The organism is Pantoea sp. PSNIH1 (assembly GCF_007680655.1).
Lineage (GTDB): Bacteria > Pseudomonadota > Gammaproteobacteria > Enterobacterales > Enterobacteriaceae > Pantoea > Pantoea eucrina.
Genome location: NZ_VEIP01000003.1, coordinates 165,794 through 190,047 on the forward strand (window position 1 = coordinate 165,794; position 24,254 = coordinate 190,047).

20 protein-coding genes and 1 tRNA gene are annotated in these 24,254 nt (G+C 56.3%); 15 read left to right on the forward strand and 6 right to left on the reverse strand.

All coding sequences use genetic code 11. From position 1 onward, the window contains the following. Positions 1-10: 10 nt before the first annotated feature. Together FS690_RS10405 and FS690_RS10410 are read right to left on the reverse strand one after the other, a co-directional pair. Positions 11-487 carry a spore coat U domain-containing protein gene (locus FS690_RS10405; protein ID WP_039385638.1) on the reverse strand — a complete coding sequence of 159 codons (477 nt, stop codon included), beginning with the start codon at positions 485-487 and terminating at the stop codon, positions 11-13. A 53-nt stretch (positions 488-540) separates the two neighbouring features. Next, positions 541-1,110: a spore coat protein U domain-containing protein gene (locus FS690_RS10410; protein ID WP_039380159.1), complete on the reverse strand. Its 570-nt coding sequence runs from the start codon at positions 1,108-1,110 to the stop codon at positions 541-543. Between the two features lie 403 nt (positions 1,111-1,513). On the opposite strand from FS690_RS10410, the gene FS690_RS10415 reads away from it, so the two are divergent. From FS690_RS10415 to FS690_RS10425, 3 genes are all read left to right on the forward strand, one after another. Beyond that, entirely contained in the window at positions 1,514-3,601 is a 2,088-nt protein-coding gene (locus tag FS690_RS10415) for a bifunctional diguanylate cyclase/phosphodiesterase (protein WP_108569909.1), read from the forward strand. 180 nt (positions 3,602-3,781) lie between these two features. Beyond that, on the forward strand, positions 3,782-4,384 hold the full coding sequence (locus FS690_RS10420) for a hypothetical protein (protein WP_104085435.1): 603 nt from the start codon (positions 3,782-3,784) through the stop codon (positions 4,382-4,384). 278 nt (positions 4,385-4,662) lie between these two features. After that, a complete protein-coding gene (locus FS690_RS10425; RefSeq protein ID WP_104085436.1) occupies positions 4,663-7,506 on the forward strand; it encodes a bifunctional diguanylate cyclase/phosphodiesterase in 2,844 nt (947 codons plus the stop codon). A 154-nt stretch (positions 7,507-7,660) separates the two neighbouring features. Here FS690_RS10425 and ftnA read toward each other — a convergent pair whose 3' ends face one another. After that, a complete protein-coding gene (ftnA, locus tag FS690_RS10430) occupies positions 7,661-8,167 on the reverse strand; it encodes a non-heme ferritin (RefSeq protein WP_039380152.1) in 507 nt (168 codons plus the stop codon). A 429-nt stretch (positions 8,168-8,596) separates the two neighbouring features. On the opposite strand from ftnA, the gene prfC reads away from it, so the two are divergent. The 10 genes from prfC to mrdA all read left to right on the forward strand — a co-directional run bounded on the left by prfC (position 8,597) and on the right by mrdA (position 20,193). Further along, complete coding sequence (gene prfC, locus FS690_RS10435) at positions 8,597-10,186, forward strand: peptide chain release factor 3 (RefSeq protein ID WP_039380149.1); 1,590 nt, start codon at positions 8,597-8,599, stop codon at positions 10,184-10,186. A 257-nt stretch (positions 10,187-10,443) separates the two neighbouring features. Next, positions 10,444-11,031 carry a molecular chaperone OsmY gene (gene osmY / locus FS690_RS10440; RefSeq protein WP_145339588.1) on the forward strand — a complete coding sequence of 196 codons (588 nt, stop codon included), beginning with the start codon at positions 10,444-10,446 and terminating at the stop codon, positions 11,029-11,031. Positions 11,032-11,127: 96 nt separating this feature from the next. Then, on the forward strand, positions 11,128-11,289 hold the full coding sequence (locus tag FS690_RS10445) for a DUF1328 domain-containing protein (protein WP_065648197.1): 162 nt from the start codon (positions 11,128-11,130) through the stop codon (positions 11,287-11,289). Positions 11,290-11,460: 171 nt separating this feature from the next. Beyond that, positions 11,461-12,513, forward strand: coding sequence for a patatin family protein (locus tag FS690_RS10450; protein ID WP_145339590.1), 1,053 nt, complete (start codon positions 11,461-11,463; stop codon positions 12,511-12,513). Then, the gene (locus FS690_RS10455) at positions 12,510-13,313 is read left to right on the forward strand and encodes a TatD family hydrolase (protein WP_145339592.1); all 804 of its coding nucleotides are present in this window, start codon (positions 12,510-12,512) and stop codon (positions 13,311-13,313) included. The genes FS690_RS10450 and FS690_RS10455 overlap by 4 nt, the downstream gene beginning before the upstream one ends. 220 nt (positions 13,314-13,533) lie before the next feature. Next, positions 13,534-14,313 carry a deoxyribose-phosphate aldolase gene (gene deoC / locus FS690_RS10460; RefSeq protein WP_039380141.1) on the forward strand — a complete coding sequence of 260 codons (780 nt, stop codon included), beginning with the start codon at positions 13,534-13,536 and terminating at the stop codon, positions 14,311-14,313. Positions 14,314-14,779: 466 nt separating this feature from the next. After that, a complete protein-coding gene (deoA, locus tag FS690_RS10465; protein WP_145339594.1) occupies positions 14,780-16,102 on the forward strand; it encodes a thymidine phosphorylase in 1,323 nt (440 codons plus the stop codon). A gap of 95 nt (positions 16,103-16,197) precedes the next feature. Next, positions 16,198-17,421, forward strand: coding sequence for a phosphopentomutase (gene deoB / locus FS690_RS10470; RefSeq protein WP_039380136.1), 1,224 nt, complete (start codon positions 16,198-16,200; stop codon positions 17,419-17,421). A 35-nt stretch (positions 17,422-17,456) separates the two neighbouring features. Beyond that, entirely contained in the window at positions 17,457-18,170 is a 714-nt protein-coding gene (gene deoD / locus FS690_RS10475; RefSeq protein WP_039380134.1) for a purine-nucleoside phosphorylase, read from the forward strand. Positions 18,171-18,318: 148 nt separating this feature from the next. Continuing rightward, positions 18,319-20,193 (forward strand): penicillin-binding protein 2, encoded by a 1,875-nt coding sequence (gene mrdA, locus FS690_RS10480; RefSeq protein ID WP_071669246.1) that lies wholly within the window; start codon positions 18,319-18,321, stop codon positions 20,191-20,193. 3 nt (positions 20,194-20,196) lie between these two features. Here the strand turns inward: mrdA and FS690_RS18620 are convergent, their stop codons facing one another. Further along, a complete protein-coding gene (locus FS690_RS18620; RefSeq protein ID WP_104085440.1) occupies positions 20,197-21,513 on the reverse strand; it encodes a PAS domain-containing methyl-accepting chemotaxis protein in 1,317 nt (438 codons plus the stop codon). A gap of 196 nt (positions 21,514-21,709) precedes the next feature. Between FS690_RS18620 and FS690_RS10490 the strand changes: the two genes are divergently transcribed. Next, positions 21,710-21,785 (forward strand) — tRNA-Phe (locus tag FS690_RS10490). A 255-nt stretch (positions 21,786-22,040) separates the two neighbouring features. Further along, a complete protein-coding gene (locus FS690_RS10495; RefSeq protein ID WP_039380128.1) occupies positions 22,041-23,234 on the forward strand; it encodes an MFS transporter in 1,194 nt (397 codons plus the stop codon). A gap of 104 nt (positions 23,235-23,338) precedes the next feature. Here the strand turns inward: FS690_RS10495 and FS690_RS10500 are convergent, their stop codons facing one another. Then, on the reverse strand, positions 23,339-23,845 hold the full coding sequence (locus tag FS690_RS10500; RefSeq protein WP_039380127.1) for a ferritin-like domain-containing protein: 507 nt from the start codon (positions 23,843-23,845) through the stop codon (positions 23,339-23,341). A gap of 18 nt (positions 23,846-23,863) precedes the next feature. After that, positions 23,864-24,061, reverse strand: a complete 198-nt coding sequence (locus FS690_RS10505; RefSeq protein ID WP_039380126.1) for a general stress protein — start codon at positions 24,059-24,061, stop codon at positions 23,864-23,866. Positions 24,062-24,254: the final 193 nt, after the last annotated feature.

A 24,254-nucleotide genomic window follows, 5' to 3' on the forward strand; every position in this document is an offset into this window, starting at 1 on the left:
TTTTTCAGCATCACCAGCTCAGGGTGACGGTCAGCGTGTCGGTATAGGTTCCGGCTTGCGCGGTGCCAGGCAGCGTCAGCTGACCATAAACAGGCAGCGTAATCGTATTCGCATTGCTATAGTTCAGCGCTATAGCGCTGTTAATGGGTATAGGCGCAGTCAGCGCAGCGTTACTGAAGAGCCGGTAGGCAACGGTATTGCTGCTGCTGGTGTGTTTGAGATTGCGGACAGAGGTGTAGTTAGCGCCGCCGTCAATACTCATGCTGACGGCGGTGCCTGGCGTGCAGGCCAGGTTCAGCGTTGTGCTCTGCAGGTAGCTTGCGCTGAAGTTTCCCGTAGCCACGCCGGAGTGCGAGCCAAAGTTGAGCGTACCAAACACGCCCGTATTGCTGCCCGACACCACGCAGCCCGCCACGATGGACGCAGCGACCTGAAAGTTTGCCACAGGCAGCGCATCTGCCGGCAGGCAGGCGAAGGCTGCTATCAGCCCCGCCGCCCGCCAGAGAGAGAGGGATAGCCTCACTGCGCGCGCACCCGTGCTCAGTAATTCACCGCCACGTTTATGGTGTCGGTATAGGTACCCGCCGGGATAAGCGGGTTGAAGCCGCCGCCGACGACCCGACCATAGATGGCATAGTTGGTGCCCAGCGTCGGATCGGTGGTGCCGCTGGCGGCAATGTTGGTGTTGTTCGCTATCGCGGTGGTAAAGGCGGCGTCGCTGTAGAGGGTATAGGCGATGCCCCGCGTATTATCCGAGCCCAGAATGAGGTAGCGCGGCTGGCCGCTGACGGTGCCGTAAATCGTGCCCGGCGCGCCGTTGCTGCTGGTGACCTGTACATTAAAGGTCTGTCCGGTTGTGCAGCGCACATAGATACCGCTGCCGGCCGCGCCCACCAGCGTGGCATTCAGCGTATCAAAGGTAGCTGCGCTGCTGCCAAAGTTCAGGGTACCGAAATTGACGCCGGTGGTGGCTGACTGACCGTTGACCAGGCAACCGGTCGTCAGCGTGAGCGTGGCGTTGATCGCCCCGGTAGTGGTGGCTGCCAGGGCCGTTACGGACGTCAATCCTGTGTACAGGCCTGCGGTCATAAGAAAAAGCTTGAGTTTCATAATCATTCCTTACTGATTATCCGGAGTCGATGCTTTTCCACCTGGCCTGTTAATAAAAAACGAACCCGTAAAATGCCGCTGGCAAAGAGAATTAAGGCGATATATGGCGCTTCCCCCAGATTAGCACTGAGGTTGCTTTATGATTTACATCAGTTTTATTTACTATAGTTCAGCCTGGTAGTACGTCTAATCTCTGACACGCTTTTTCTACTCATTATTTTTGCCCGCAGGCCGATAATAGAGTCATAACAGTGGCTGGCCTTGCTGCCAGCCTGCTGTCGTCTGGCGCGGGAAGAGGGCTGGATTTCTGCCTCGTTCAGGAAGGGCGATAGCGGTTCAAAAGCTGCAGGGATGCCGTTTACACGACTTTATAGCTGGAAACAGCGTTAATCCGGACTTCCCTATGCTGGTAACGTCATACGACTCATTCACGGTTATCGTTTCAATTATTGTCGCCATGCTCGCCTCCTTTACTGCGCTGGATATGGCAGGCCGGGTCGCCTCCTCGTCAGGTCGCGTCGCGCTCATCTGGCTGCTGGGTGGCGGTTTTGCCATGGGCGTAGGAATCTGGGCGATGCATTTCATCGGCATGCTCTCCATGAATCTCGATATGGAGATGAGCTATGATCCGGTGCTCACTGCAGCCTCCATGCTGGTTGCTATTCTCGCCTCGATTTTTGCCCTGCGGCTGGTCTGCGTGGGAGAGCTGCCGTGGCGGCGACTGGCTGGCGGCGCGCTGGTGCTGGGGTCGGGCGTAGTGGCTATGCACTATACCGGCATGGCGGCGCTGATGTTTATGCCGGGTATTATCTGGAACCGGGGCTGGATCGCCGTCTCGGTGCTGATTGCGCTGCTCGCATCAGGGGCTGCGCTCTGGCTGGCCTTTCACCTGCGCCACAGCTATGGCCGGGTAACGTTGCTGCGTTTTGGCGCCTCGGTTGTTATGGGGTGCGCCATTGCCGGCATGCACTACACCGGTATGGCGGCGGCCGGATTTCCGGCGAGCAGCCACGTCACACATCACGGGGTAAACAGCGACTGGCTGGCGATGATTGTCACCGTGGTGACGCTGGCGATACTCGGCATTACGCTGCTGGTCTCTATGCTAGATGCGCGTATGCAGGCGCGCACGTCAATTCTGGCGCGCTCGCTGGCAGAGGCGAACCGTGAACTGGCCCAGCTGGCGCTGCATGACAACCTGACCCGGCTGCCCAATCGCATTTTACTGGAGGATCGGCTCGATCAGGCGATCAACAAAGCCAATCGCGAGAAGTCGCAGTTTGCACTGATGTTTATGGATCTTGATGGTTTTAAAGCGGTTAATGATGCGTTCGGGCACCATATCGGCGATAAACTGCTGGTGAGCGTAACGGAACGTATGATGAGCCAGATGCAGGGGCACTATACGCTGGCGCGAATGGGCGGAGATGAGTTTGTGCTGCTGCTGGAGATTGACGATCCCAACGACGCCGCCTCGGTGGCCGATATGCTGGTGAAGGCCGTTGACCGGCCGTTTGCCATATCGCGTTATGAGCTGGTGGTCTCTTTAAGTATCGGGATTGCCGTCTATCCTGGCGACGGCAGAGATGAGCGCGAGCTGATGTTTAACGCTGATGCCGCGATGTACCACACCAAACACAATGGCCGCAACGGTTACACCTTCTTCCAGCCCTCAATGAATATTCTGGCGCAGTCGCAGCTGCAGCTTAACAACGATCTGTGGCAGGCGCTGGATAACCGTGAACTGCGGCTGTTTTACCAGCCGAAGTATTGTGCCCCCGGCGGGCCGATTCTCGGTTTTGAAGCGCTGCTGCGCTGGCAGCACCCGCAGCGCGGTCTGCTTACGCCTGATCTGTTTCTGCCTGGCGCAGAAAAAACCGGTTTAATCATAAATATAGGTAACTGGGTGATCGATGAAGCGTGCCGCCAGCTGCACTGCTGGCATCAGGAGGGGCATACCGCCTGGTCAGTTGCGGTGAACCTCTCTGCGCTGCAGTTTGAGCAGTCCGGGCTGATTACCACCGTGACGCAGGCGCTGAAAACGCATCAGATCCCGGCAGAGCAGCTGACGCTGGAGGTGACAGAGACCACGGCGATGCGCGATCCGGAAGAGAGCGTGCGTATCCTGACTGAACTCACCAGCATGGGGGTAAAGGCGTCGATTGATGACTTCGGAACCGGCTACTCCAGCCTGCTCTATCTGAAGCGGCTGCCCGCCAGTGAACTGAAGATCGACCGCGCGTTCGTGAATGAGCTGCAGGCAAATTCCGAGGACGCCACTATCGTCTCCGCTATTGTCGCGCTGGCGCAGTCGCTGGATCTGAAAGTGGTCGCGGAAGGGGTGGAGACGCCCGATCAGCAGGCTTTTCTGACCGGCCTTGGCTGCGACACGCTGCAGGGATACCTGCTCGGCAGGCCGCTGCCACCTGAGCGCGTAAATGAACTGCCCGATTTTGTCAGCAGCCAGTGCGATCTGGATAAAACCGCCTGAGTGTGCACCGCAACCTCTTTGCCGGAGAGCGATCGCTATCACAAACCGGCAACGCCGAAACGAAAAATTTGGCTTAAGTTACTAAGCGACTAATTAACAGGGATTTTTTCAGATATTGCCACATTGCATTACCGCCTGAAATTGCCACAATTAATTAACATTATTTGTCGGAGCACGTTCATGGCGTCCTGTTCTTCCAGCCTGCTGTTATCGATGTCGTTTGCTGCCGGCACCTTTTCAGCAGGCGCCTCCTTTAACCCGCAGCATCTGCGGCTCTCTCACGCCAGCGGCGGCGTGCCGAACAGCCCGCTGCCGCTGATTATCTGGCCGCGAGTGGTGCCGGATGACACGGAAGATAGCGCACGCTGGTTTGAAACGACCTTTACCGCCAGCGGCTGGCCTGCCGCATGGCGCGCGCCGGTATTCCCTTATACCCACTATCATCCGAATACGCATGAGGTGCTGGGCGTCGGGGCGGGCTGGGCTGAGATCCTGCTGGGCGGCGACAGCGGGCGTATGGTGGTGCTGCGTGAAGGTGATGCCGTGCTGATCCCGGCAGGCGTCGGGCATAAACAGGTTTACGCGTCAGACGATTTTTTCATGGTCGGCGCTTATCCGGAAGGAATGACGCCCGAAACGGTACGCGATGAACCCTCGCGGCTGCGTGCAGCCAGAGAGCAAATTCAGCGCGTTCCTCTGCCCCCGCGCGACCCGCTTACCGGCGGCAAAGGGATGATGACCGACCTGTGGCTGCCGGTTATGCAGCAGCTGGCAGCCCGATAGGCCAGCGACAGCGTCTCGTCTCTCTGCGTATACCGGCTCTCTCCGGTATGCGGCTTTCCTGCATGCTCTTCCCCGACTGACCTGCCATAAATAGCAGGTAGCCACGAGGAATGATGCATTTCTCTGAACGTTTTCTCGCCACTGCCGATAACACTCCTGCCAGATTTTGTCTGAAATCGATTAGCGCTTGTCAGCGCTGCACTTTTGCGTTTAAGTCTGAAATAATTAAGAATCTTCTGAAAAGCCGATGCTGTATCAGGCCGGAACAGGCACAAAATATGAACAATAACTCTGATGTAATGTATCGGCTGCTGGTGCAGAGCGTCGTAGATTACGCCATTTACATGCTCAAACCTGACGGTACCGTTGCTAACTGGAATACCGGTGCGCAGCGCGCCAAAGGGTATACGCCAGATGAGATCGTTGGTAAAAATTTTGCGCTGTTTTATAGCGAAGAGGAGCGCAAAAACGGCGCGCCGCAGCGCGGTCTTTCTGTTGCTGCCGCAACCGGTAAGTTTGAAACCGAAGGCTGGCGCTATCGCAAAGATGGCAGCGCGTTCTGGGCTCACGTCGTGATTGACGCTATCCGGGATGAGCAGGGCGAGCTGCTGGGTTTTGCCAAAATCACCCGCGACTACACGCAGCAGCAGGCGCAGCAGCGCAGGCAGCGTGAACAGGAGCAGCGCTTTCGTTTACTGGTAGAGGGCGTAACCGACTATGCGATTTATATGCTGGATCTGGAGGGCAACGTTGAGAACTGGAATGCCGGGGCTCAGCGGACAAAAGGCTACGTGGCAGAGGAAATTGTCGGACAGCACTTCTCCCGCTTTTACAGCGCGCAGGATCGTCTGAACCATCTACCGGAAAAGAATCTTACGACCGCGTTTAAAACCGGACGTTTTGAAGATGAGGGGTGGCGCTATCGTAAAGATGGTTCCGCTTTCTGGGCGCACGTTATCATCGACGCAATTCGCGACGACGCCGGGAAACTGATTGGCTACGCAAAAATTACCCGCGACTGCACTGAACAGCAGGCGCTGCTGCGCCAGCAGCGCGAACATGAAAAAACGTTTCGGCTGCTGGTGGAGGGCGTCACCGATTACGCTATCTACATGCTGGACCTGAAGGGGCGAGTCGTTAACTGGAACGCCGGGGCGCAGCGCGCTAAAGGATATCGCGCAGATGAGATTGTGGGGCAGCACTTCTCACTCTTTTACAGCGCGCAGGAGCGCCAGCTCCATCTGCCGGATGCAAACCTCGGCATTGCGCTAAAAACCGGGCGGTTTGAAGATGAGGGATGGCGCTACCGGAAAGATGGATCGGCTTTCTGGGCGCACGTGGTAATTGACGCGATTCATGATGAGAGTGGATGCCTGATCGGATTTGCCAAAATCACGCGCGACGTGACGGAGCGGCGTGAACATGAGCAGCAGCTTCTGCGCGCGCGCGATCTGGCACAGGCGCAGAGCAGCAGAATGTCGGAGCTGTCGACCTTTCTCGACACCATCATCAGCAACATCCCCTCCTGCGTGATCGTGGAGGATGCTATCAGCCGCGAAATTCTGATGGTGAATGCCAAGGCTGAGCAGCTGTTTGGGCTGAGCCGATCGCTGCTCATGCATAAGCGTCCGCACGAGTGCATGTCTGCCGAACTGAGCGACTACTTTAATAGCCTGGCGGATATTGCGCTGCGCAGTGAAGGCATTCACGCCCGCGAGCAGCTGCTGCTGACCGCCAGCGGTGAGCGGGTTCTGCATACCCGCGCCACCACCATCACCGGCAAAGATATGCGGCAAAATTATGTCATGCTGATCGTGGAAGATGTGACTGACCAGCGCGAAGCGGATGCGCGTATTCACCATATGGCGCATCACGACAACCTGACCAGCCTGCCTAACCGCATTCTGTTCCGGCAAAAACTCAGCGAAGCGCTGCGTAACGACACGGCACAGAACCAGATCAGCGCCACGCTTTGTCTCGACCTCGATAATTTCAAAAACGTGAACGATGCGCTTGGCCACCAGATTGGTGACGATCTGCTGCGCGCGGTGGCTAAGCGGCTGCGCAGCGTGCTGCGTGAGCGTGATACGCTGGCCCGCATCGGCGGCGACGAATTTGCTATTGTGCTGCCCGATATCCACAACGCTGACGAAGCGGCCACGGTGGCGCAGCGCCTGATCGAGGCGATTCAGCCGCCCATGAATGTCGAAGGGCATAATCTTACCGTGGGCCTGAGCGTGGGGATCGCCCTGACCACCCAGGCCGTCAACACGCCGGAACATATGCTGCGCTGCGCCGATATGGCGCTCTACGAGGCGAAGCGTAACGGCCGTAACCGCTATGAGCACTTTACGCCAGAGATGGATGACCAGGCGCGCAGCCGGCGCATCATTGAAAACGATCTGCGTGATGCGATTACCGGGCGGCAGCTCAGACTTTACTATCAGCCCATTACCAGTCAGAGCGGCATTATTGGTTATGAAGCGCTGATGCGCTGGCACCATCCGGTCAAAGGCTTGATCATGCCGGTGGATTTCATCCCGATTGCTGAAGAGACCGGGCTGATTCATATGCTGGGTGCCTATGCGCTGTATGAGGCGTGCCGCGAAGCGCAGAGCTGGAACACCGAACAGTCCGTTTCGGTAAATCTCTCACCGCTGCAGTTTAAAAACAGCTCGCTGGTGTCGGTGGTAGAGGGGGCGCTGAAGGAGTCAGGTCTGGCACCGCATCGGCTGGAGATGGAAATCACGGAGTCGGTGCTGCTGGACGATACGCTGGGCAATATCCGGACGCTGCAGAACCTTAAAGCGCTGGGCGTACAGATTGCGCTGGATGATTTTGGCACCGGCTACTCTTCGCTCAGCTATCTGCGCTCATTCCCGTTCGATAAGATCAAAATCGATAAATCTTTTATCAACGATATGGGCGACAGCCGCGAAGCGCTGGCGATCATCCGGGCAATAACCGGCATGAGCCGCAGCCTGGATATTCAGATCACGGCGGAAGGCGTGGAGAACAGCGAACAGTTTGCGAAGCTGCGTGAAGAGGGCTGCACGCTGTTTCAGGGGTATCTGTTTGGCCGCCCGCAACCCTCAGAGCTGCGACTGAAAGCGCTGGAGTAAGATGGCGCCATGGGTGACGACGTGACAACGCAGAGGGCGCATTTATGTGCTCCTGACCGTCTGCAGGCTCTTCGTCCTCTGAGCGCACGCTTTCAGCATAAAAAAACGCCCGGCAAAACCGGGCGCTGCTGCTTGCTGTATGTCATCTTTTTTATTATTGACCGTGACCTTCCACGTTCATGCGGCCCAGGTCCTTGTCCACCAGGAACAGACCTTCACCTTTGTTACCCACCAGCGCCAGTTTATCGAGCACGGTTTTAAACAATTTCTCTTCTTCATGCTGCTCTGCCACATACCACTGCAGGAAATTAAAAGTGGAGTAGTCCTGCGATGTCAGCGCGGTGTGCACCAGTTCATTGATTTTCTGCGTGATCAGCTGCTCATGCTTCAGCGCTTCGCTCAGCACATCGCTCAGAGAGTTCCAGCTGACAGCCGGTGCCGCTATGCTGCCCAGTACCGGCATGGAACCCGCGTCGCTGACGTAATCAAACAGGCGCTGCATATGCTCCATCTCTTCACGCGAATGCATTTTCAGGAAAGAGGCGGCCCCTTCAAATCCTTTATCGCTGCACCAGGCGCTCATCTGCAGATAGAGGTTGGCAGAGAAGAACTCCAGATTAAGCTGGTCGTTCAGGCGAGAGGTCATTTCAGCAGTTAACATAGCTGCGTCCTTATTAAGCAGTCAGAAAAATTACGGCGAATTATGCAGCAATATCAGCGTTTATGTGAAGGGTTTTTTGCACGAAATTTTAATTTATATCATTGAATATAAATGGAATTATTCAATATTCTGAATGCGACGAATTCTCATTGTTAACTGATTGCCATTCGCCTGCCATGACCGGACGCGGACGGAGCCGTAAGAGGTTACCTGCGCGCTACAGTCGTGATTTCCCCGCCTGCTGAAATATTGTATGCTATGCCGCCTCAACGCTGACCGGATAACCGGAGCACCGCCAGCGCAGCCGCGAACCGCTGCTGTGCAGTGACGCCACGGCGTTGCCACTGGCACTGTTACCCACCGGACAGGTTCCGGAACGATTTATCTGCCGCGCGTTACAGACGCGCCGCCCTGAAGAAGAACGCACTCATGTCTAATGCTCCCTTTTTAGAAGAAGTGGCGCGCCGCCGTACCTTTGCGATTATCTCGCATCCGGACGCCGGTAAAACCACAATCACCGAAAAAGTCCTGCTGTTCGGACAGGCTATCCAGACTGCCGGTACTGTTAAAGGCCGCGGCTCCAGCCAGCATGCTAAATCAGACTGGATGGAAATGGAGAAGCAGCGTGGTATTTCAATCACCACCTCGGTGATGCAGTTTCCCTATCGTGAAAGCCTGGTCAACCTGCTGGATACGCCGGGGCATGAAGACTTCTCGGAAGATACCTATCGCACGCTGACCGCCGTTGACTGCTGTCTGATGGTTATTGATGCCGCGAAAGGGGTTGAGGATCGTACCCGCAAGCTGATGGAAGTAACCCGCCTGCGCGATACGCCCATCATCACCTTTATGAACAAACTGGACCGCGACATCCGCGATCCGATGGAGCTGCTGGATGAGGTTGAGAGCGAGCTGAAGATCGCCTGCGCCCCCATTACCTGGCCAATCGGCTGCGGCAAGCTGTTTAAAGGGGTTTACCACCTTTATAAAGATGAAACCTATCTCTATCAGAGCGGTAAAGGCCATACTATTCAGGACGTGCGCGTTGTAAAAGGATTGAATAATCCCGATCTCGACGCGGCGGTGGGCGAAGAGCTGGCACAGCAGCTGCGTGATGAGCTGGAGCTGGTGCAGGGCGCCTCACACGAATTTGAGCAGTCGCTGTTTCTCAACGGCGAGCTGACGCCGGTGTTCTTCGGCACTGCGCTGGGCAACTTTGGTGTCGATCATATGCTTGATGGCCTGGTCTCCTGGGCACCTGCGCCGATGCCGCGTAAAAGCGATACCCGTATTGTGGAAGCGCGTGAAGAGAAGTTCAGCGGTTTTGTCTTCAAGATTCAGGCGAATATGGATCCCAAACACCGCGACCGCGTTGCGTTCATGCGTGTGGTATCGGGTCGTTATGAAAAGGGTATGAAACTGCGTCAGGTGCGTACCGGCAAAGATGTGGTGATCTCCGATGCGCTGACCTTTATGGCAGGCGATCGTTCGCACGTTGAAGAGGCGTTCCCGGGCGATATCATCGGCCTGCATAACCACGGCACGATTCAGATTGGCGACACCTTTACCCAGGGTGAAGCGATGAAGTTCACCGGCATTCCGAACTTTGCGCCAGAGCTGTTCCGCCGTATCCGTCTGCGCGATCCACTTAAGCAGAAGCAGCTGCTGAAAGGTCTGGTTCAGCTCTCTGAAGAGGGCGCCGTGCAGGTATTCCGTCCGGTGCATAACAACGATCTGATTGTTGGTGCCGTCGGCGTGCTGCAGTTTGATGTGGTTGTCGCCCGCCTTAAGAGCGAATACAACGTTGAAGCGATCTATGAAGCGATCAACGTCTCCACCGCCCGCTGGGTAGAGTGCAGCGACGCGAAGAAGTTTGACGACTTCCAGCGTAAAAATGAGGTCAATCTGGCGCTGGATGGGGGAGATAACCTCACCTATATCGCGCCTACGATGGTTAACCTGAATATTACGCAGGAGCGTTATCCTGACGTGGTTTTCCGCAAAACCCGCGAACACTGATCCCGCCTCGCTATCAGGACCAGTCATTACTGGTCCTGCTTTTTTTGTTACAGACTCCTCTTAATTACGCTGTCATTCTGACTTTCTGGCGAGATATCAACCACAAAAGCCAGCAAAAGCTGTAATCCCTACTATGATTATTCTGTCGGACGAAAAAACAGGCCTGCGAGTTTGGTTACGTCCATCAAGGCAACGGCGCCGTTGGCTGTTGTGCATTCGCGCTTGCGGGTGAATTAACTGATAGAAGGATCATATCGATGAATAAGACTAAGATTGCCAAGACCCTGATTGCTGCACTGGCCGGTACGGCGCTGTTAAGCGGTGCGGCATTTGCTGCTGATACCAGCTCGACGGGTTCCAAAATCGATAGTTCTGTGAAAAAAGTCGATGGTTTTATGGATGACAGCGGCATTACAGCCAAAGCCAAAGCGGCGCTGGTTGATGATGACGCGATTAAAAGCACGGATATCTCCGTCAAAACGCAGCAGGGTGTGGTGACATTAAGCGGTTTCGTTGCCTCGCAGGATCAGGCTGAAAAGGCTGTCGCTCTGGTGCAGAAAGTTGAAGGAGTGAAATCCGTCAGTGACAAACTACACGTCAGAGACAATAAAGAAGGCTCGCTGAAAGGTTATGCCGGTGATGCCGCCACAACCAGCGAAATTAAAGCTAAGCTGTTAGCAGACGACATTGTTCCATCGCGCAATGTGAAGGTGGAAACCACCGATGGCGTGGTTCAGCTGTCAGGAGAAGTTGCGAATCAGGCACAGTCTGAGCGTGCTGAGAAGATCGCAAAAGCCATTGAAGGCGTGAAAAGCGTGAAGAATGACCTCAAGGTGAAATCTTAACGCAGCCGGAACGGCATCGCTCTGATGCTGTTCCGCAATAAAACAGTGAAGTGAAGAATAAGCAGTTCGATTTCTACTATGGTAAAGGAGAGGCTTATGTTTCGTTGGGGTATTATCTTTCTGGTCATTGCACTGATCGCGGCAGCCTTAGGATTCGGCGGTCTGGCAGGTACGGCAGCATGGGCAGCTAAAATTGTCTTTATTGTCGGTATTATTCTGTTCCTGGTTAGCCTGTTTACCGGGCGCAAAAAACTCTGACCAGACACATCAATTGCAGTAACCCGCTAGTGATGTAAAGCGGAGGCCAGTCATTGACGGCATTGTCTGCCGTCGCAGCTGCCCGTGCAGTGGGTCAGGGAATGACAATGACTGGTTCTCCGGGATGCCGCTCTGGCCTCCCTCAGAGCAGCAACTACTGAGGGTACGTTATTGGGTATACGCATTCCGGTCTCACTCGGTTCCTTCGAACCGCTGGCGCTTCAGCCATTTAAATCCCGTAAAATTGCACTTGTCTGTGAAGGCGGCGGCCAGCGCGGAATATTCACCGCAGGCGTACTGGACGCATTCCAGCGGGCCGGATTTAACCCTTTTCATCTGATGCTGGGCACCTCCGCCGGCGCGCAAAATCTCTCCGCCTTTGTCTGCGCTCAGCCGGGCTATGCCCGACGTGTTATTACCCGCTATACCACCAGTAAGCAGTTTTTCGATCCGCTGCGCTTTGTACGCGGTGGACATCTTATCGATCTCGACTGGCTAATCGATATTACCCGCAGTGAATTTCCTCTGGCGTTCAGCAGCGCGCAGAAACTGTTTGCCGGTGGCAGCGAATTTTATATGTGCGCCTGCCGCAGTGACGATTATCAGGCACGCTATTTCAGGCCTGATGAGCTGACCTGGCATGACATCATCAAAGCATCCAGCGCTATTCCTGGCTTTTATCGCAGCGGCGTGCTGATGGATGGCGTCAGCTATCTGGATGGCGGCATCAGCGACGCCATTCCGGTGCGTGAAGCCGCGCGACGCGGCGCGGATACCATTGTGGTGATCCGGACCACGCCTTCGCAGATGTTCTATACGCCGCAATGGATCCAGCGGATGGAGCGCTGGCTGGGTGACAGTGCGCTGCAGCCGATGATCAACATCCTGCATCATCATGAAGCGAGCTATCGCGAGATCCAGCAGTTTATTGAACAGCCGCCGGGTAATCTGCGCATTGTGGAAATTTGCCCGCCGCGCCCGCTGGCCAGCATGGCGCTTGGCAGCCGCGTTGCCGCGCTGAACCACGATTATCATCTTGGCCGGCGCAGCGGACGCTATTTTCTGGCTACGCTGGGGCAGTGGTTAAGTGACGCAGAGCCGACCCGCAGGCCGCTGTCGATTGCACCGCCCGCCGCCGCTGCCAATGCACCGCATACGCGACCGCTACACACGCTGCCGCTGGCGGGGAACGATGCTGCCTGGGATGAAGGATCGCTGGCATGAAATTTATCGACACGCACTGCCATTTTGATTTCCCGCCGTTTGTTGATGATGCGGTCGCAAGCATTGCCCGCGCCGCCGCCGCCGGCGTAGAGCGCATTATTGTGCCATCGACAGAAGCGAGTCGTTTTGCACGCGTTATCCAGCTGGCAAAAGATCACACGGCGCTCTATGCGGCGCTGGGCCTGCATCCGATCAATATTGCCCGCCATCAGGACGATCATCTGGATCTGCTCGCGCAGCATCTGGCGCAGGCAGAGAGCAACTGCGTAGCGATCGGCGAGATCGGACTGGATCTCTATATGAACGATCCCGATTTCGACAAGCAGACGCGGCTGCTGAACGCGCAGTTCATTCTGGCAAAACGTTTTGATCTGCCGGTGATCCTGCACTCCCGCCGCACCCACGATCAGCTGGCGATGCTGCTGCGGCGCCATAATCTGCCGCGGCGTGGCGTCGTGCACGGCTTTGCCGGCAGCCAGCAGCAGGCAGAGCGCTTTATCCAGCTCGGCTATGCCATCGGCGTGGGAGGCACCATTACCTGGGAGCGCGCCAGCAAAACCCGCCATACCATTGCCAGCCTGCCGCTGGCGTCGCTGCTGCTGGAGACTGACGCACCGGATATGCCGCTGCAGGGTTTTCAGGGAGAGCCCAACCGGCCTGAGCGGGCGCGCAATGTGTTTGAGGTATTGTGCACGCTGCGTCCTGAACCGGCTGACGTGATTGCCGATGCGCTGTGGCAGAACAGCCTGCGTATATTTGCATTTTCTTCCCGATCGCCGTCCGGCGATCTATCAGAGTGATACCATTCAGCGCGCGATTTTGTGATAATAATTACATCTGCGTTGCGATCTGTTTAGCCATGCATTCACGTCAAAAAGAGATCTTAAGCAGATTTTCTATGTAATTTCGAGCTGCTATCTCTTTTTTATGTGATCTGATTCGCAATGGCAGTTCCCGACAATTGTTAAAATAATCACATTATCCGGCAGCTCGCTGCTGGCCTGACATCCGGAGCCTGTTATGACTGACCTTAATGCTGCTGCGCAGCGCGCGCTGCAACTGATGGATCTCACTACCCTGAATGACGATGACACTGATGAAAAAGTCATTGCGCTGTGTCATCAGGCCAAATCCCCTGCGGGCAACACTGCCGCTATCTGCATCTATCCGCGCTTTATCCCGATCGCCCGTAAAACGCTGCGCGAACAGGGTACGCCTGAGGTGCGCATTGCGACCGTGACCAATTTTCCGCATGGTAATGCGGATATTGAGATCGCTCTGGCGGAAACGCGCGCCGCTATCGCTTACGGCGCTGACGAAGTGGATGTGGTATTTCCCTATCGCGCTCTGATGGCTGGCGATCGTGATACCGGCTTTGCGCTGGTTAAAGCATGCAAAGAGGCGTGTGCGGCAGCGGACGTGCTGCTGAAAGTGATTATCGAAACCGGCGAGCTGAAAGAAGAGGCGCTGATCCGTACGGCATCAGAAATTGCGATTGATGCCGGCGCTGATTTTATTAAAACCTCAACCGGTAAAGTGCCGGTGAACGCCACGCCGGAAGTTGCCGCCATCATGCTGCAGGTTATTCGCGATAAAGGCGTGCAGCAGCAGGTGGGTTTTAAACCAGCCGGCGGCGTGCGCACCGCAGAAGATGCCGCTCTTTACCTGAAGCTGGCTGACGACACCCTCGGTGAGGGCTGGGCCGACGCCCGTCATTTCCGCTTTGGTGCCTCCAGCCTGCTGGCAAACCTGCTCAGCACGCTGGGCCACGCAACCAGCGGCAGCAAAACGGGTTACTGATAGCGGCCCGGGTTGAATCCCGTCGCGGCATCCGGCCAGGGGCGCATGAATGCGCCCCCTACAGGGGCCGGAATCGAATATTGTCGTAGGAGCCGCATCAATGCGGCCCGGGTTAGATCCGGTCACGGCATCCGGCCAGGGGCCGGAATCGAATATTGTCGTAGGGGCCGCATTAATGCGGCCCGGGTTAAATCCCGTCGCGGGGTGCGGAATCCAATATTCCCGTAGGGGCCGCATTGATGCGGCCCGGGTTAAATCCCGTTACGGCATCCGACCAGGGGCGCATGAATGCGCCCCCTACGGGTACCGGGGTTAAATCCCGTCGCGGGGTGCGGAATCCAACATTGCCACAGGGGCCACATTAATGCGGCCCGGGTTAAATCCCGTTACGGGGTACAAAATCCAATATTCCCGCAGAGGGCGCATTTATGCGCCGCGTATATACCAGCAATCACAGGAGGCAACCTTGTTTCTGCCACAGGAAATCATCCGGAAAAAACGTGACGGGCAGCCGCTGAGTGAGGCGGAGATCCGCTTTTTCATCGATGGCGTGCGCGATGAAACCGTTTCGGAAGGGCAAATCGCTGCGCTGGCGATGACCATCTATTTTAACGATATGAACCTGCAGGAACGCGTTGCCCTGACCATGGCGATGCGCGACTCAGGATCGGTTCTGGAGTGGCAGTCGCTGCAGCTCAACGGTCCGGTAGTGGATAAACATTCAACCGGTGGCGTAGGCGATGTTACCTCTCTGATGCTGGGACCGATGGTCGCCGCCTGCGGTGGATATGTGCCGATGATCTCCGGACGCGGTCTGGGTCATACCGGCGGCACGCTGGATAAGCTGGAGGCCATTCCGGGCTTTGATATTTACCCCAGCGACGACCGTTTCCGCGACATAATTAAACAGGTGGGGGTAGCGATCATCGGGCAGACCCGCTCGCTCGCGCCTGCAGATAAACGCTTTTACGCCACGCGCGATGTCACCGCCACGGTTGACTCCATTCCGCTGATCACCGCCTCGATTCTCGCCAAAAAACTCGCAGAAGGGCTGGATGCGCTGGTGATGGATGTCAAAGTGGGTTCAGGCGCCTTTATGCCCACCTTTGCCGCCTCGGAACAGCTGGCGCAGTCGATTGTGCGGGTGGCGAACGGCGCAGGATGCAAGACCACCGCGCTGCTTACCGACATGAATCAGGTACTGGCCTCAACCGCGGGTAACGCTCTGGAAGTGCGCGAAGCGGTGCAGTTCCTGACCGGCGAGGCGCGCAATCCGCGTCTGTATGAGGTCACGATGGCGCTTTGCGCTGAGATGCTGGTGTCCGGCCAGCTGGCAGCGAATGACACCGAGGCGCGGCAGAAACTGCAGCAGGTGCTGGATAACGGTAAAGCTGCCGAAATATTCGCACGCATGGTGGCGGCCCAGAACGGGCCGGCAGATTTTATCGAGCGGATGGATCACTATCTGCCGGCGCCGGCTTTCAGCAGGCCGCTCTATGCAGAAGAAGCGGGGATCGTCAGCGCGATGGATACGCGGGCGCTGGGCATGGCCGTTGTGGCGCTGGGCGGCGGGCGGCGGCGGGCCACTGATACAATCGACTACAGCACAGGCCTGAGCGACATGATTGCGCTGGGCAGCCGGGTTGATACGCAGCGGCCGCTGGCGATGATCCATGCCGCCTCGGAAGCGCAGTGGCAGGAAGCCGCGCAGGCGGTCAGAACCGCCATCGTACTGAGCGACCAGGCACCTGAAACCACGCCCGTGGTCTATCGCCGCATCAGTGAATAGTGGCGTTACTGCGTGCCAGACAGCAGCCATTCAGGTATACTGATCTGATCGCTTTTTTTTGACTTGTCATCGCGCCTGGCGCGCAGGAGACTTGCATGAAACGTGCTTTTATTATGGTTCTCGACTCCTTCGGCATCGGTTCCAGTAAAGATGCTGATAAATTCGGTGATGCGGGTTCAGATACGCTTGGCCATATCGCTGAAGCCTGTTTTGAAGGTCGCGCAAACGAAGGGCGCGAAGGCCCGCTACATCTGCCAAACATGACCGCGCTCGGTCTTGGCAAAGCGGCAGAACTCTCGACCGGCCGCTTTCCGCCAGGGCTGGATCCAAATGCTGAAATCATCGGCGCTTACGCTTACGCCAGCGAACTCTCTTCCGGCAAAGATACCCCCTCCGGCCACTGGGAAATTGCCGGTGTCCCGGTTCTGTTCGACTGGGGCTACTTTAGCGATAAAGAGAACAGCTTTCCGCAGGCGCTGCTGGATAAGCTGGTGGAGCGCGCCGATCTGCCGGGCTATCTCGGCAACTGCCACTCTTCCGGTACGGTGATCCTCGATCAGCTGGGTGAAGAGCACATGAAAACCGGTAAGCCGATTTTCTATACCTCAGCAGACTCGGTGTTCCAGATCGCCTGTCACGAAGAGACCTTTGGCCTTGAGCGGCTGTATGAACTGTGTGAAATTGCCCGTGAAGAGCTGACGGAAGGCGGCTACAACATCGGTCGCGTCATTGCCCGTCCGTTTGTGGGTGATAAAGCGGGCAGCTTTGAGCGTACCGGCAACCGTCACGATCTGGCCGTTGAGCCGCCATCACCGACCATGCTGAAAAAGCTGGTCGACGAGAAGGGCGGGGAAGTGATCTCGGTAGGTAAAATTGCCGATATCTATGCGCATCAGGGCATCACGCAGAAAGTGAAAGCGACCGGTCTCGACGCGCTGTTTGACGCCACGATTGAGCAGATGAAAAAGGCGCCTGACACCTCTATCGTCTTTACCAACTTTGTTGATTTCGACTCAACCTGGGGTCATCGCCGCGATATCGCAGGCTATGCCGGTGGACTGGAGCTGTTTGACCGCCGTCTGCCAGAGCTGATGGCGCTGGTGCAGGAGGGCGATATTCTGATCCTGACCGCTGACCACGGCTGCGATCCCAGCTGGGAAGGCACTGAGCATACGCGTGAGCATATCCCGATTCTCATCTACGGTCCGGGCGTCAAGCCGGGATCGCTGGGTTATCGCGACACCTTTGCCGATATCGGCCAGACCATTGCCGCGTACTTTGGCCTCTCCAGCATGGACTACGGTAAAAGCATGCTGTAAAACAGCGCACACTTTTTTGAAAAGGAATAAGAACCATGGCAACGCCACATATTAATGCAGAAATGGGTGATTTCGCGGACGTCGTGCTGATGCCTGGCGACCCGCTGCGCGCAAAGCATATCGCTGAGACTTTCCTGGACGATGTTGTGGAAGTCAACAACGTACGCGGTATGCTTGGCTTCACCGGCACCTATAAAGGCCGTAAGATTTCGGTAATGGGCCACGGTATGGGGATCCCATCCTGCTCAATCTATACCAAAGAGCTGATCACCGATTTTGGCGTGAAGAAAATCATCCGCGTCGGCTCATGTGGTGCAGTACGTGCTGACGTGAAACTGCGTGATGTGGTGATTGGTCTGGGCGCCTGCACCGACTCCAAAGTAAACCGTATGCGTTTCAAAGATCATGATTTTGCGGCGATTGCTGACTTTGACATGGTACGCAACGCGGTTGACGCAGCAAAAGCGCTGGGCGTTGACGCGCGCGTCGGCAACATCTTCTCTGCGGATCTGTTCTACACGCCCGATCCGCAGATGTTTGATGTCATGGAGAAGTACGGCATCCTCGGCGTTGAGATGGAAGCCGCAGGGATCTACGGCGTGGCGGCAGAGTTTGGTGCGAAAGCGCTGACCATCTGTACCGTCTCTGACCATATCCGCACGCACGAACAGACCAGCGCGGCAGAGCGTCAGACCACCTTCAACGATATGATCAAAATTGCACTGGAATCGGTGCTGCTGGGCGACTAACTTCGCCTGTGTCCGGAGCGCATTAATGCGCTCCGGTCCTCCCTCCGTAAACATCTGACACACTTTTACCCAGGCTTGTGCATCTTCAGGCTGGCTCTGACGCTCACGCTGTTTATCATTAGCGCGATAATGAAGAGACCCTTTCCTGATGAATTTTCGCAATTTCGAAGCTGAAGAAAAACTGTTTGCCCGGCGGGCGCTGGTGGCATTTGCGCTGGTGGTGACCTGCTTTATCGTTCTGGGAATCAATCTTTATCGTCTGCAGGTCCGTCAGCACCGCTACTACCAGACGCGCTCCAACGAAAACGACATTAAAATGATCCCCATCGCGCCTACACGCGGGCTGATATACGATCGCAACGGCATTCCGCTGGTACACAATGTCACCTGGTATGACGTACTGGTCACGCCCTATAAGGTCAGCGATATGGCGGCCACGCTCCGCGCCCTGACGCCGCTGCTTGATCTGACGCCCGATGATATTGAAGCATTCAGGCATGCGCTGCAGCACAGCAGCCGCTATAAACCGGTCGAGCTGAAAGCGGAGCTTACCGATCGTCAGGTGGCACGCTTTGCCGTGAACCAGTTTCGTTTCACCGGCGTCAGCGTATCGACTTATCAGGATCGGGAATACCCCTACGGCGCTGACCTGGCGCACGTGGTGGGCTACGTCTCCAAAATCAACGACGCTGACTACAGGCGGCTGAACGAGGCGGGCAGAGGGGAGAACTACGCCGCGGACCATAACATCGGCAAGCAGGGCATTGAAGGCTACTATGAGGCATTGCTGCACGGCAAAACCGGCTACCAGGAAGTAGAGGTCGACAACCATGGCCGCATCGTGCGCGTGCTGAAAGAGGTTCCGCCGGTGGCTGGCAAAAATATCTGGCTGACCCTCGATCTGCATCTGCAGCAGTATGTTGAGCAGCAGCTGGCCGGCCAGCGCGCGGCGGTACTGATTGAAGATCCGCACGACGGCAGCGTGCTGGCGATGGTCTCCAGCCCCAGCTACGATCCCAACCCGTTTGTGAAAGGCATCAGTTATAAAGCCTACAAAGCGCTGCTGCAGAATAAAGATTTACCGCTTATCAACCGCGTCACGCAGGGCCTCTATCCGCCCGCCTCGACGGTAAAGCCATATATGGCGATCTCTGCACTGCTGACCCACACTATCACGCCCGCGACCACCTTCTTTGGCGGACCCACCTGGACCCTGCCCGGCACGCACCGCACCTGGCGCGACTGGAAAAAAACGGGCCACGGTATGCTGGACGTCACTAAAGCGATTGAGGAGTCGGCAGACACCTTTTTCTATCAGGTGGCATTTATGATGGGTATCGATCGCATTCATACGATGCTGAGCCAGTTTGGCTATGGCAAGTCAACCGGTATCGATCTTAACGAAGAGTACACCGGTCTGCTCCCCGATCGCGCCTGGAAAAAGCGGGTGCATAAACGGGCGTGGTATCAGGGCGATACGGTATCAGTCGGGATCGGGCAGGGCTACTGGATCGCAACCCCGATCCAGATGGTCCGGGCGATGGTCGCGCTGATCAATAACGGCAAAGTGATCACGCCGCATCTGCTGGCTAAAGCGCAGCGTGGCGGCTGGCAGCAGCCTTATCAGCCCGTCAGGCCGCAGCCGCAGATTGGCGAGGCGAACTCGCCATACTGGGGGCTGGTGCGCCGGGCGATGTTTGGTATGGCTAACGCCCCTAACGGCACCGGATATAAATATTTTCATACCGCGCCATACGGCATTGCAGCGAAGTCCGGGACGTCGCAGGTGTTCAGCCTGAAGCAGAACCAGACCTATAATGCGAAAGCGATCCCGATCCGGCTGCGCGATCATATTTTTTATACCGCGTTTGCACCATTCAGCGATCCTAAAGTGGCGATTGCGTTGATTCTGGAAAATGGCGGAAACGAGAGCGTGAGCGCCGCGCCGGTAATGCGCAATATTCTCGATCATATCTTCCTGCCGCCGGCATCCGACGCGCCGCTGCAGACGGCAGGGCAGTAGCGGCTACTCTTCTTTTAACGTCGCGGTGACGTGGCCGATAGCGCGGACCACGTCACCTGAGCTGCCGCGGATCTCCGCCATCATGTCGCCCGCCTCCTGAGCAAGCAGTACGCCCTGATCGGCGCGCTTCAGGTTAGATGCAATGCCCTGCAGCGCTTTCTCTGCCAGCAGATGGTTATCGCGCACCCGGTTTTCGATTTCAGTAGTGGCGCGATTGATATTTTCCGCCAGCGCACGCACCTCGTTCGCGACGACGGCGAAGCTGCGTCCATGCTGTCCGGCCCGCGCCGCCTCAACCGCCGCGTTCAGCGCCAGCAGATTGGTCTGTTCGGCAATACGGCGGATGCTTTCGACAATCGCGCCAATGCGATCGGAGGAGTCGCTGAGATTGGTAATATCACCGGAGATACCGTGCAGTTCGCCTGCCAGCGCATTCATGGTCTGCACGCTGTTCTCCAGCACGGTAGCGCCCAGGCGGGTGCTTTCGCTGGTCTGCAGCGCCGTCTGATACGCCTGCTGCGCAGCGTCACGCTCCTGCTGGCTCTTCTCCACCTGCGGGGTCACATCAGTGGCGAATTTAACAATTTTATAGAGAGTGCCCGCCTCATCGAAAACCGGATTATAGGTGGCGCGCAGCCAGACGGTACGGCCCTGTTTATCCACGCGCTGAAACTGGCCGGAGATGTATTCACCCTGATTCAGCTTCTGCCAGAAACGACGATAGGCGTTGCTCTGCTGCGTTTCTGGCGGACAGAACTGACTGTGGTGCCGGCCAAGGATCTCCTGCTCCCGATAGCCCATGGTTTTAAGAAAATTGTCATTTGCCATCAGCACTTCGCCCTGCAGATTAAAGGCGATAACCGCCATTGAGCGATCGATAGCCGCCGTCATGGCGCGCTGCTCCTGCGTATCCAGAATGTGTGCCGTAATGTCACTCGCCAGCTTAACAATCTTTATTACCCGGCCGCTGCGGTCCTGTACCGGCACATAATTGGCTTCCAGCCAGACCGGACGGCTGTGTTTCGCCACGCGCAGAAACTTATCGCTGAACCCCTCGCCGCGGTTGAGCCGTTGCCAGAAATTGCGATACGCGGCCGAGTGCACCATATCGGGCGTACAAAACAGAGCGTGGTGCTGCCCGACGATCTCCGGCAGGGTATAGCCCATGCGCTCCAGAAACAGATCGTTGGCGGTGATAATTTTGCCGTCCGGCGTAAACTCAATCATGGCGATAGCATCCTGCAATGAACTGAGCGTCGCGCGGCTGCGCTTTTGCCACGCAAGGCGTGACATAATACCTGATACAATAGTGCTGAACATGGCGGACCTTTTTATGTTTATTGGATGTCAGCACGGTTATCGGCAGCCGGATGCGAAAATCCATCGCGACAGCGCAGCAGAGTGTGTCAGAATTTAACCAGTAAGCGCAGCGGATGCTCTAAAAGTCAGCAGTCAGCGCGTATTTGCTGAAAAGCGTTTGACGCTGCGGCCGGGGTAGGGTTTAATGCGCCCCGTTGCCCGAATAGCTCAGTCGGTAGAGCAGCGGATTGAAAATCCGCGTGTCCCTGGTTCGATTCCGGGTTCGGGCACCACAATTCAGAAAACCCGGCCTTATGGCCGGGTTTTTGCTTTTCTGCGCTCCCCATATTCGCTCTGCGCTCCGGCGTATACGCTCCACTCCTGGTCTGACACAGTCAGCACCTTCATCTGCACGATCGCACCCCGGATACAGACAGACAGCTGCGAACACTGCTTTCATTTAGTTACTTTTACACTACGTGACTTTTCCTGAATCTTTGCCATTACTTAACAGGCGGACCCGCACTAAAAAATCAGGAATATGAGCAATGCCGATACGATCGCTGCAGGCGCTTTGTCTGGTGAGCTTTTTTCTCGCCGACGTGCGCGACGGGCTGGGACCTTTTCTGGGGATATTTTTAACGCAGCGTGGCTGGCAGCCAAATGATGTCGGCCTGGTGATGACGGCGGGCGGGCTGGCGGGGCTTATCGCCACGCTGCCTGCCGGGATCGTTACGGATGCCACGCGCTACAAACGTCTGCTGCTGCTGGGTGGCTGCGCGCTGATTACCGTTGCCACGCTGTGGCTCTGGTATTCACAGCAAAGCTGGGTGGTAGCAATTACGCAGATCATCAGCGGCGTTTCTGCCGCGTTTATTGCCCCGGTGCTGGCAGGGATTACGCTGGGTCTGGCCGGACAGCGCGGTTTTAACCGGCAGATGGGGCGCAACGAAGCGTTTAACCACGCCGGGAATATGAGCGCTGCGCTGATTGCCGGGGCCGCGACATGGTACTGGGGGACCGGCTCGGTATTTATTCTGATGACAGCGATGGCGCTGCTGACCTCACTCGCTATCCTGGCCATCCGCGGAAAAGATATTGATCATCAGGCAGCGCGCGGTCTGGATGCGTCTGCGGGCGGCGCGGTTCCCCGCCTCTCTGACCTGACGCGCAACGCACCGCTGATGACCACAGGCATCACGCTGCTGCTGTTCCATCTCGCGAATGCGGCACTGCTGCCGATGCTCAGTATGCGCGTAGCCGCCTCGCCCGGCGGCATGAATCCTGGCGTTTATGCTGCTGCAACCGTTATTATCTCGCAGGCGGTGATGATCCCGGTAGCGCTCTGGACGGCGGCGCGCGCCGAAACGCTGGGGTATCAGCGTCTGATTATGCTGGCGCTGCTGCTGCTGCCGCTGCGCGCCGTACTCGCCGCCAGCTTTACCAACCCCTGGATGATGATCCCGGTTCAGGTGCTGGACGGCATCGCGGCCGGTACGCTGGGCGTCGCCGTGCCTGGCTACATTGTGCAGCTGCTGCGCGGCAGCGGCCATGTTAATGCCGGGCAGAGTGCGGTGATGCTGATGCAGGGAGCGGGTGCCGCCTTTAGTCCGGCGCTGACCGGCATGATTGTCAGGCACTACTCTTATAGCGTGGCGTTCAGCACGCTAAGCGTGATTGCGCTGACAGCGCTGCTGATCTGGTGGCAGGCGAGGCGGTTCGCGCCGGTAAGTGAGGCATAAAAAAGGCCAGCACAGAAGCAACCTCACTATGCTGGCTGGCCAGCTGGCCGATAAATAATATGCAATGTCAAAGTCCGGGGAAGAAAATCAAAGCGCAGCCAACGCTATTTCTTTGCTTCTACGCCTGGTGTACTGGAGCGGATAAGGAACTGCTTTGTAACGTCGCCCAGATGATTGGCTGTCCAGTCGGCCATCGCCTGTTCCTGCTCGCGAATGCGGGTGAAAATTGACACGCTCTCGCTGTCGTTAAGCTGTTCCGCCGCGGCAATGAGCGCAGTGTAATTCGCGATCTCAAAGTTCTCAAAAACGTTGCCGCTGATGGCGCCTTTCACCACCTCATCTTCGGTCATCATTCCGCCAACTGCCTGGCCAAACGCCGACAGTTTTCCTGCGGCATCTTTGATCACCGAACGGGACGTGTCGTAACGGTCAATGACGCTCTGCACCAGCTGCTGCTGTTCACGTGTTTCATCAATGTGCTGCTCAATACGCGCTTTAAGATCGGGATAGTGTTCGAGCCGGGCTGCCATTTTTTCCAGCATGCTCTCCGCCTGCTTCTCCATAGCGTGTGCATCTCTGACCCAGTCAATAAAATGTTCTTCGTAAGTCATTAGATTCTCCCGTTAATGTTAAGCCTGTGCACCCTGTGCAGCATCTTTATCTGTGCCACGACGACTCTTTTTACCCCCTTTACGGCCCGCTTCAATTGCGCGCTCAGGGTTATTGCGAAAGTTACCGCCGCTGACCTGACCGCCTTTTTTCCCCGCTTCGCGGGCACGTTCAGGATTCAGGGCAAAATTACCGGCACCGCCACGTGGATTGCTCATCATTTACTCCTCAGAGGGTAAAGCATATTAAAGTATTTAGTTTGCAACTTAAGGTTAGCGTTATTTTCCGGATTAACAAGGGCGCCAGTCAGGAATAATCTTAATTGGGGTTTTTATATTTTTTATTTCTTTAAGAGCTAATTTATAAAATCACGATTCGTTTTGTGTACAGAGAAATACTATTTGTACAATA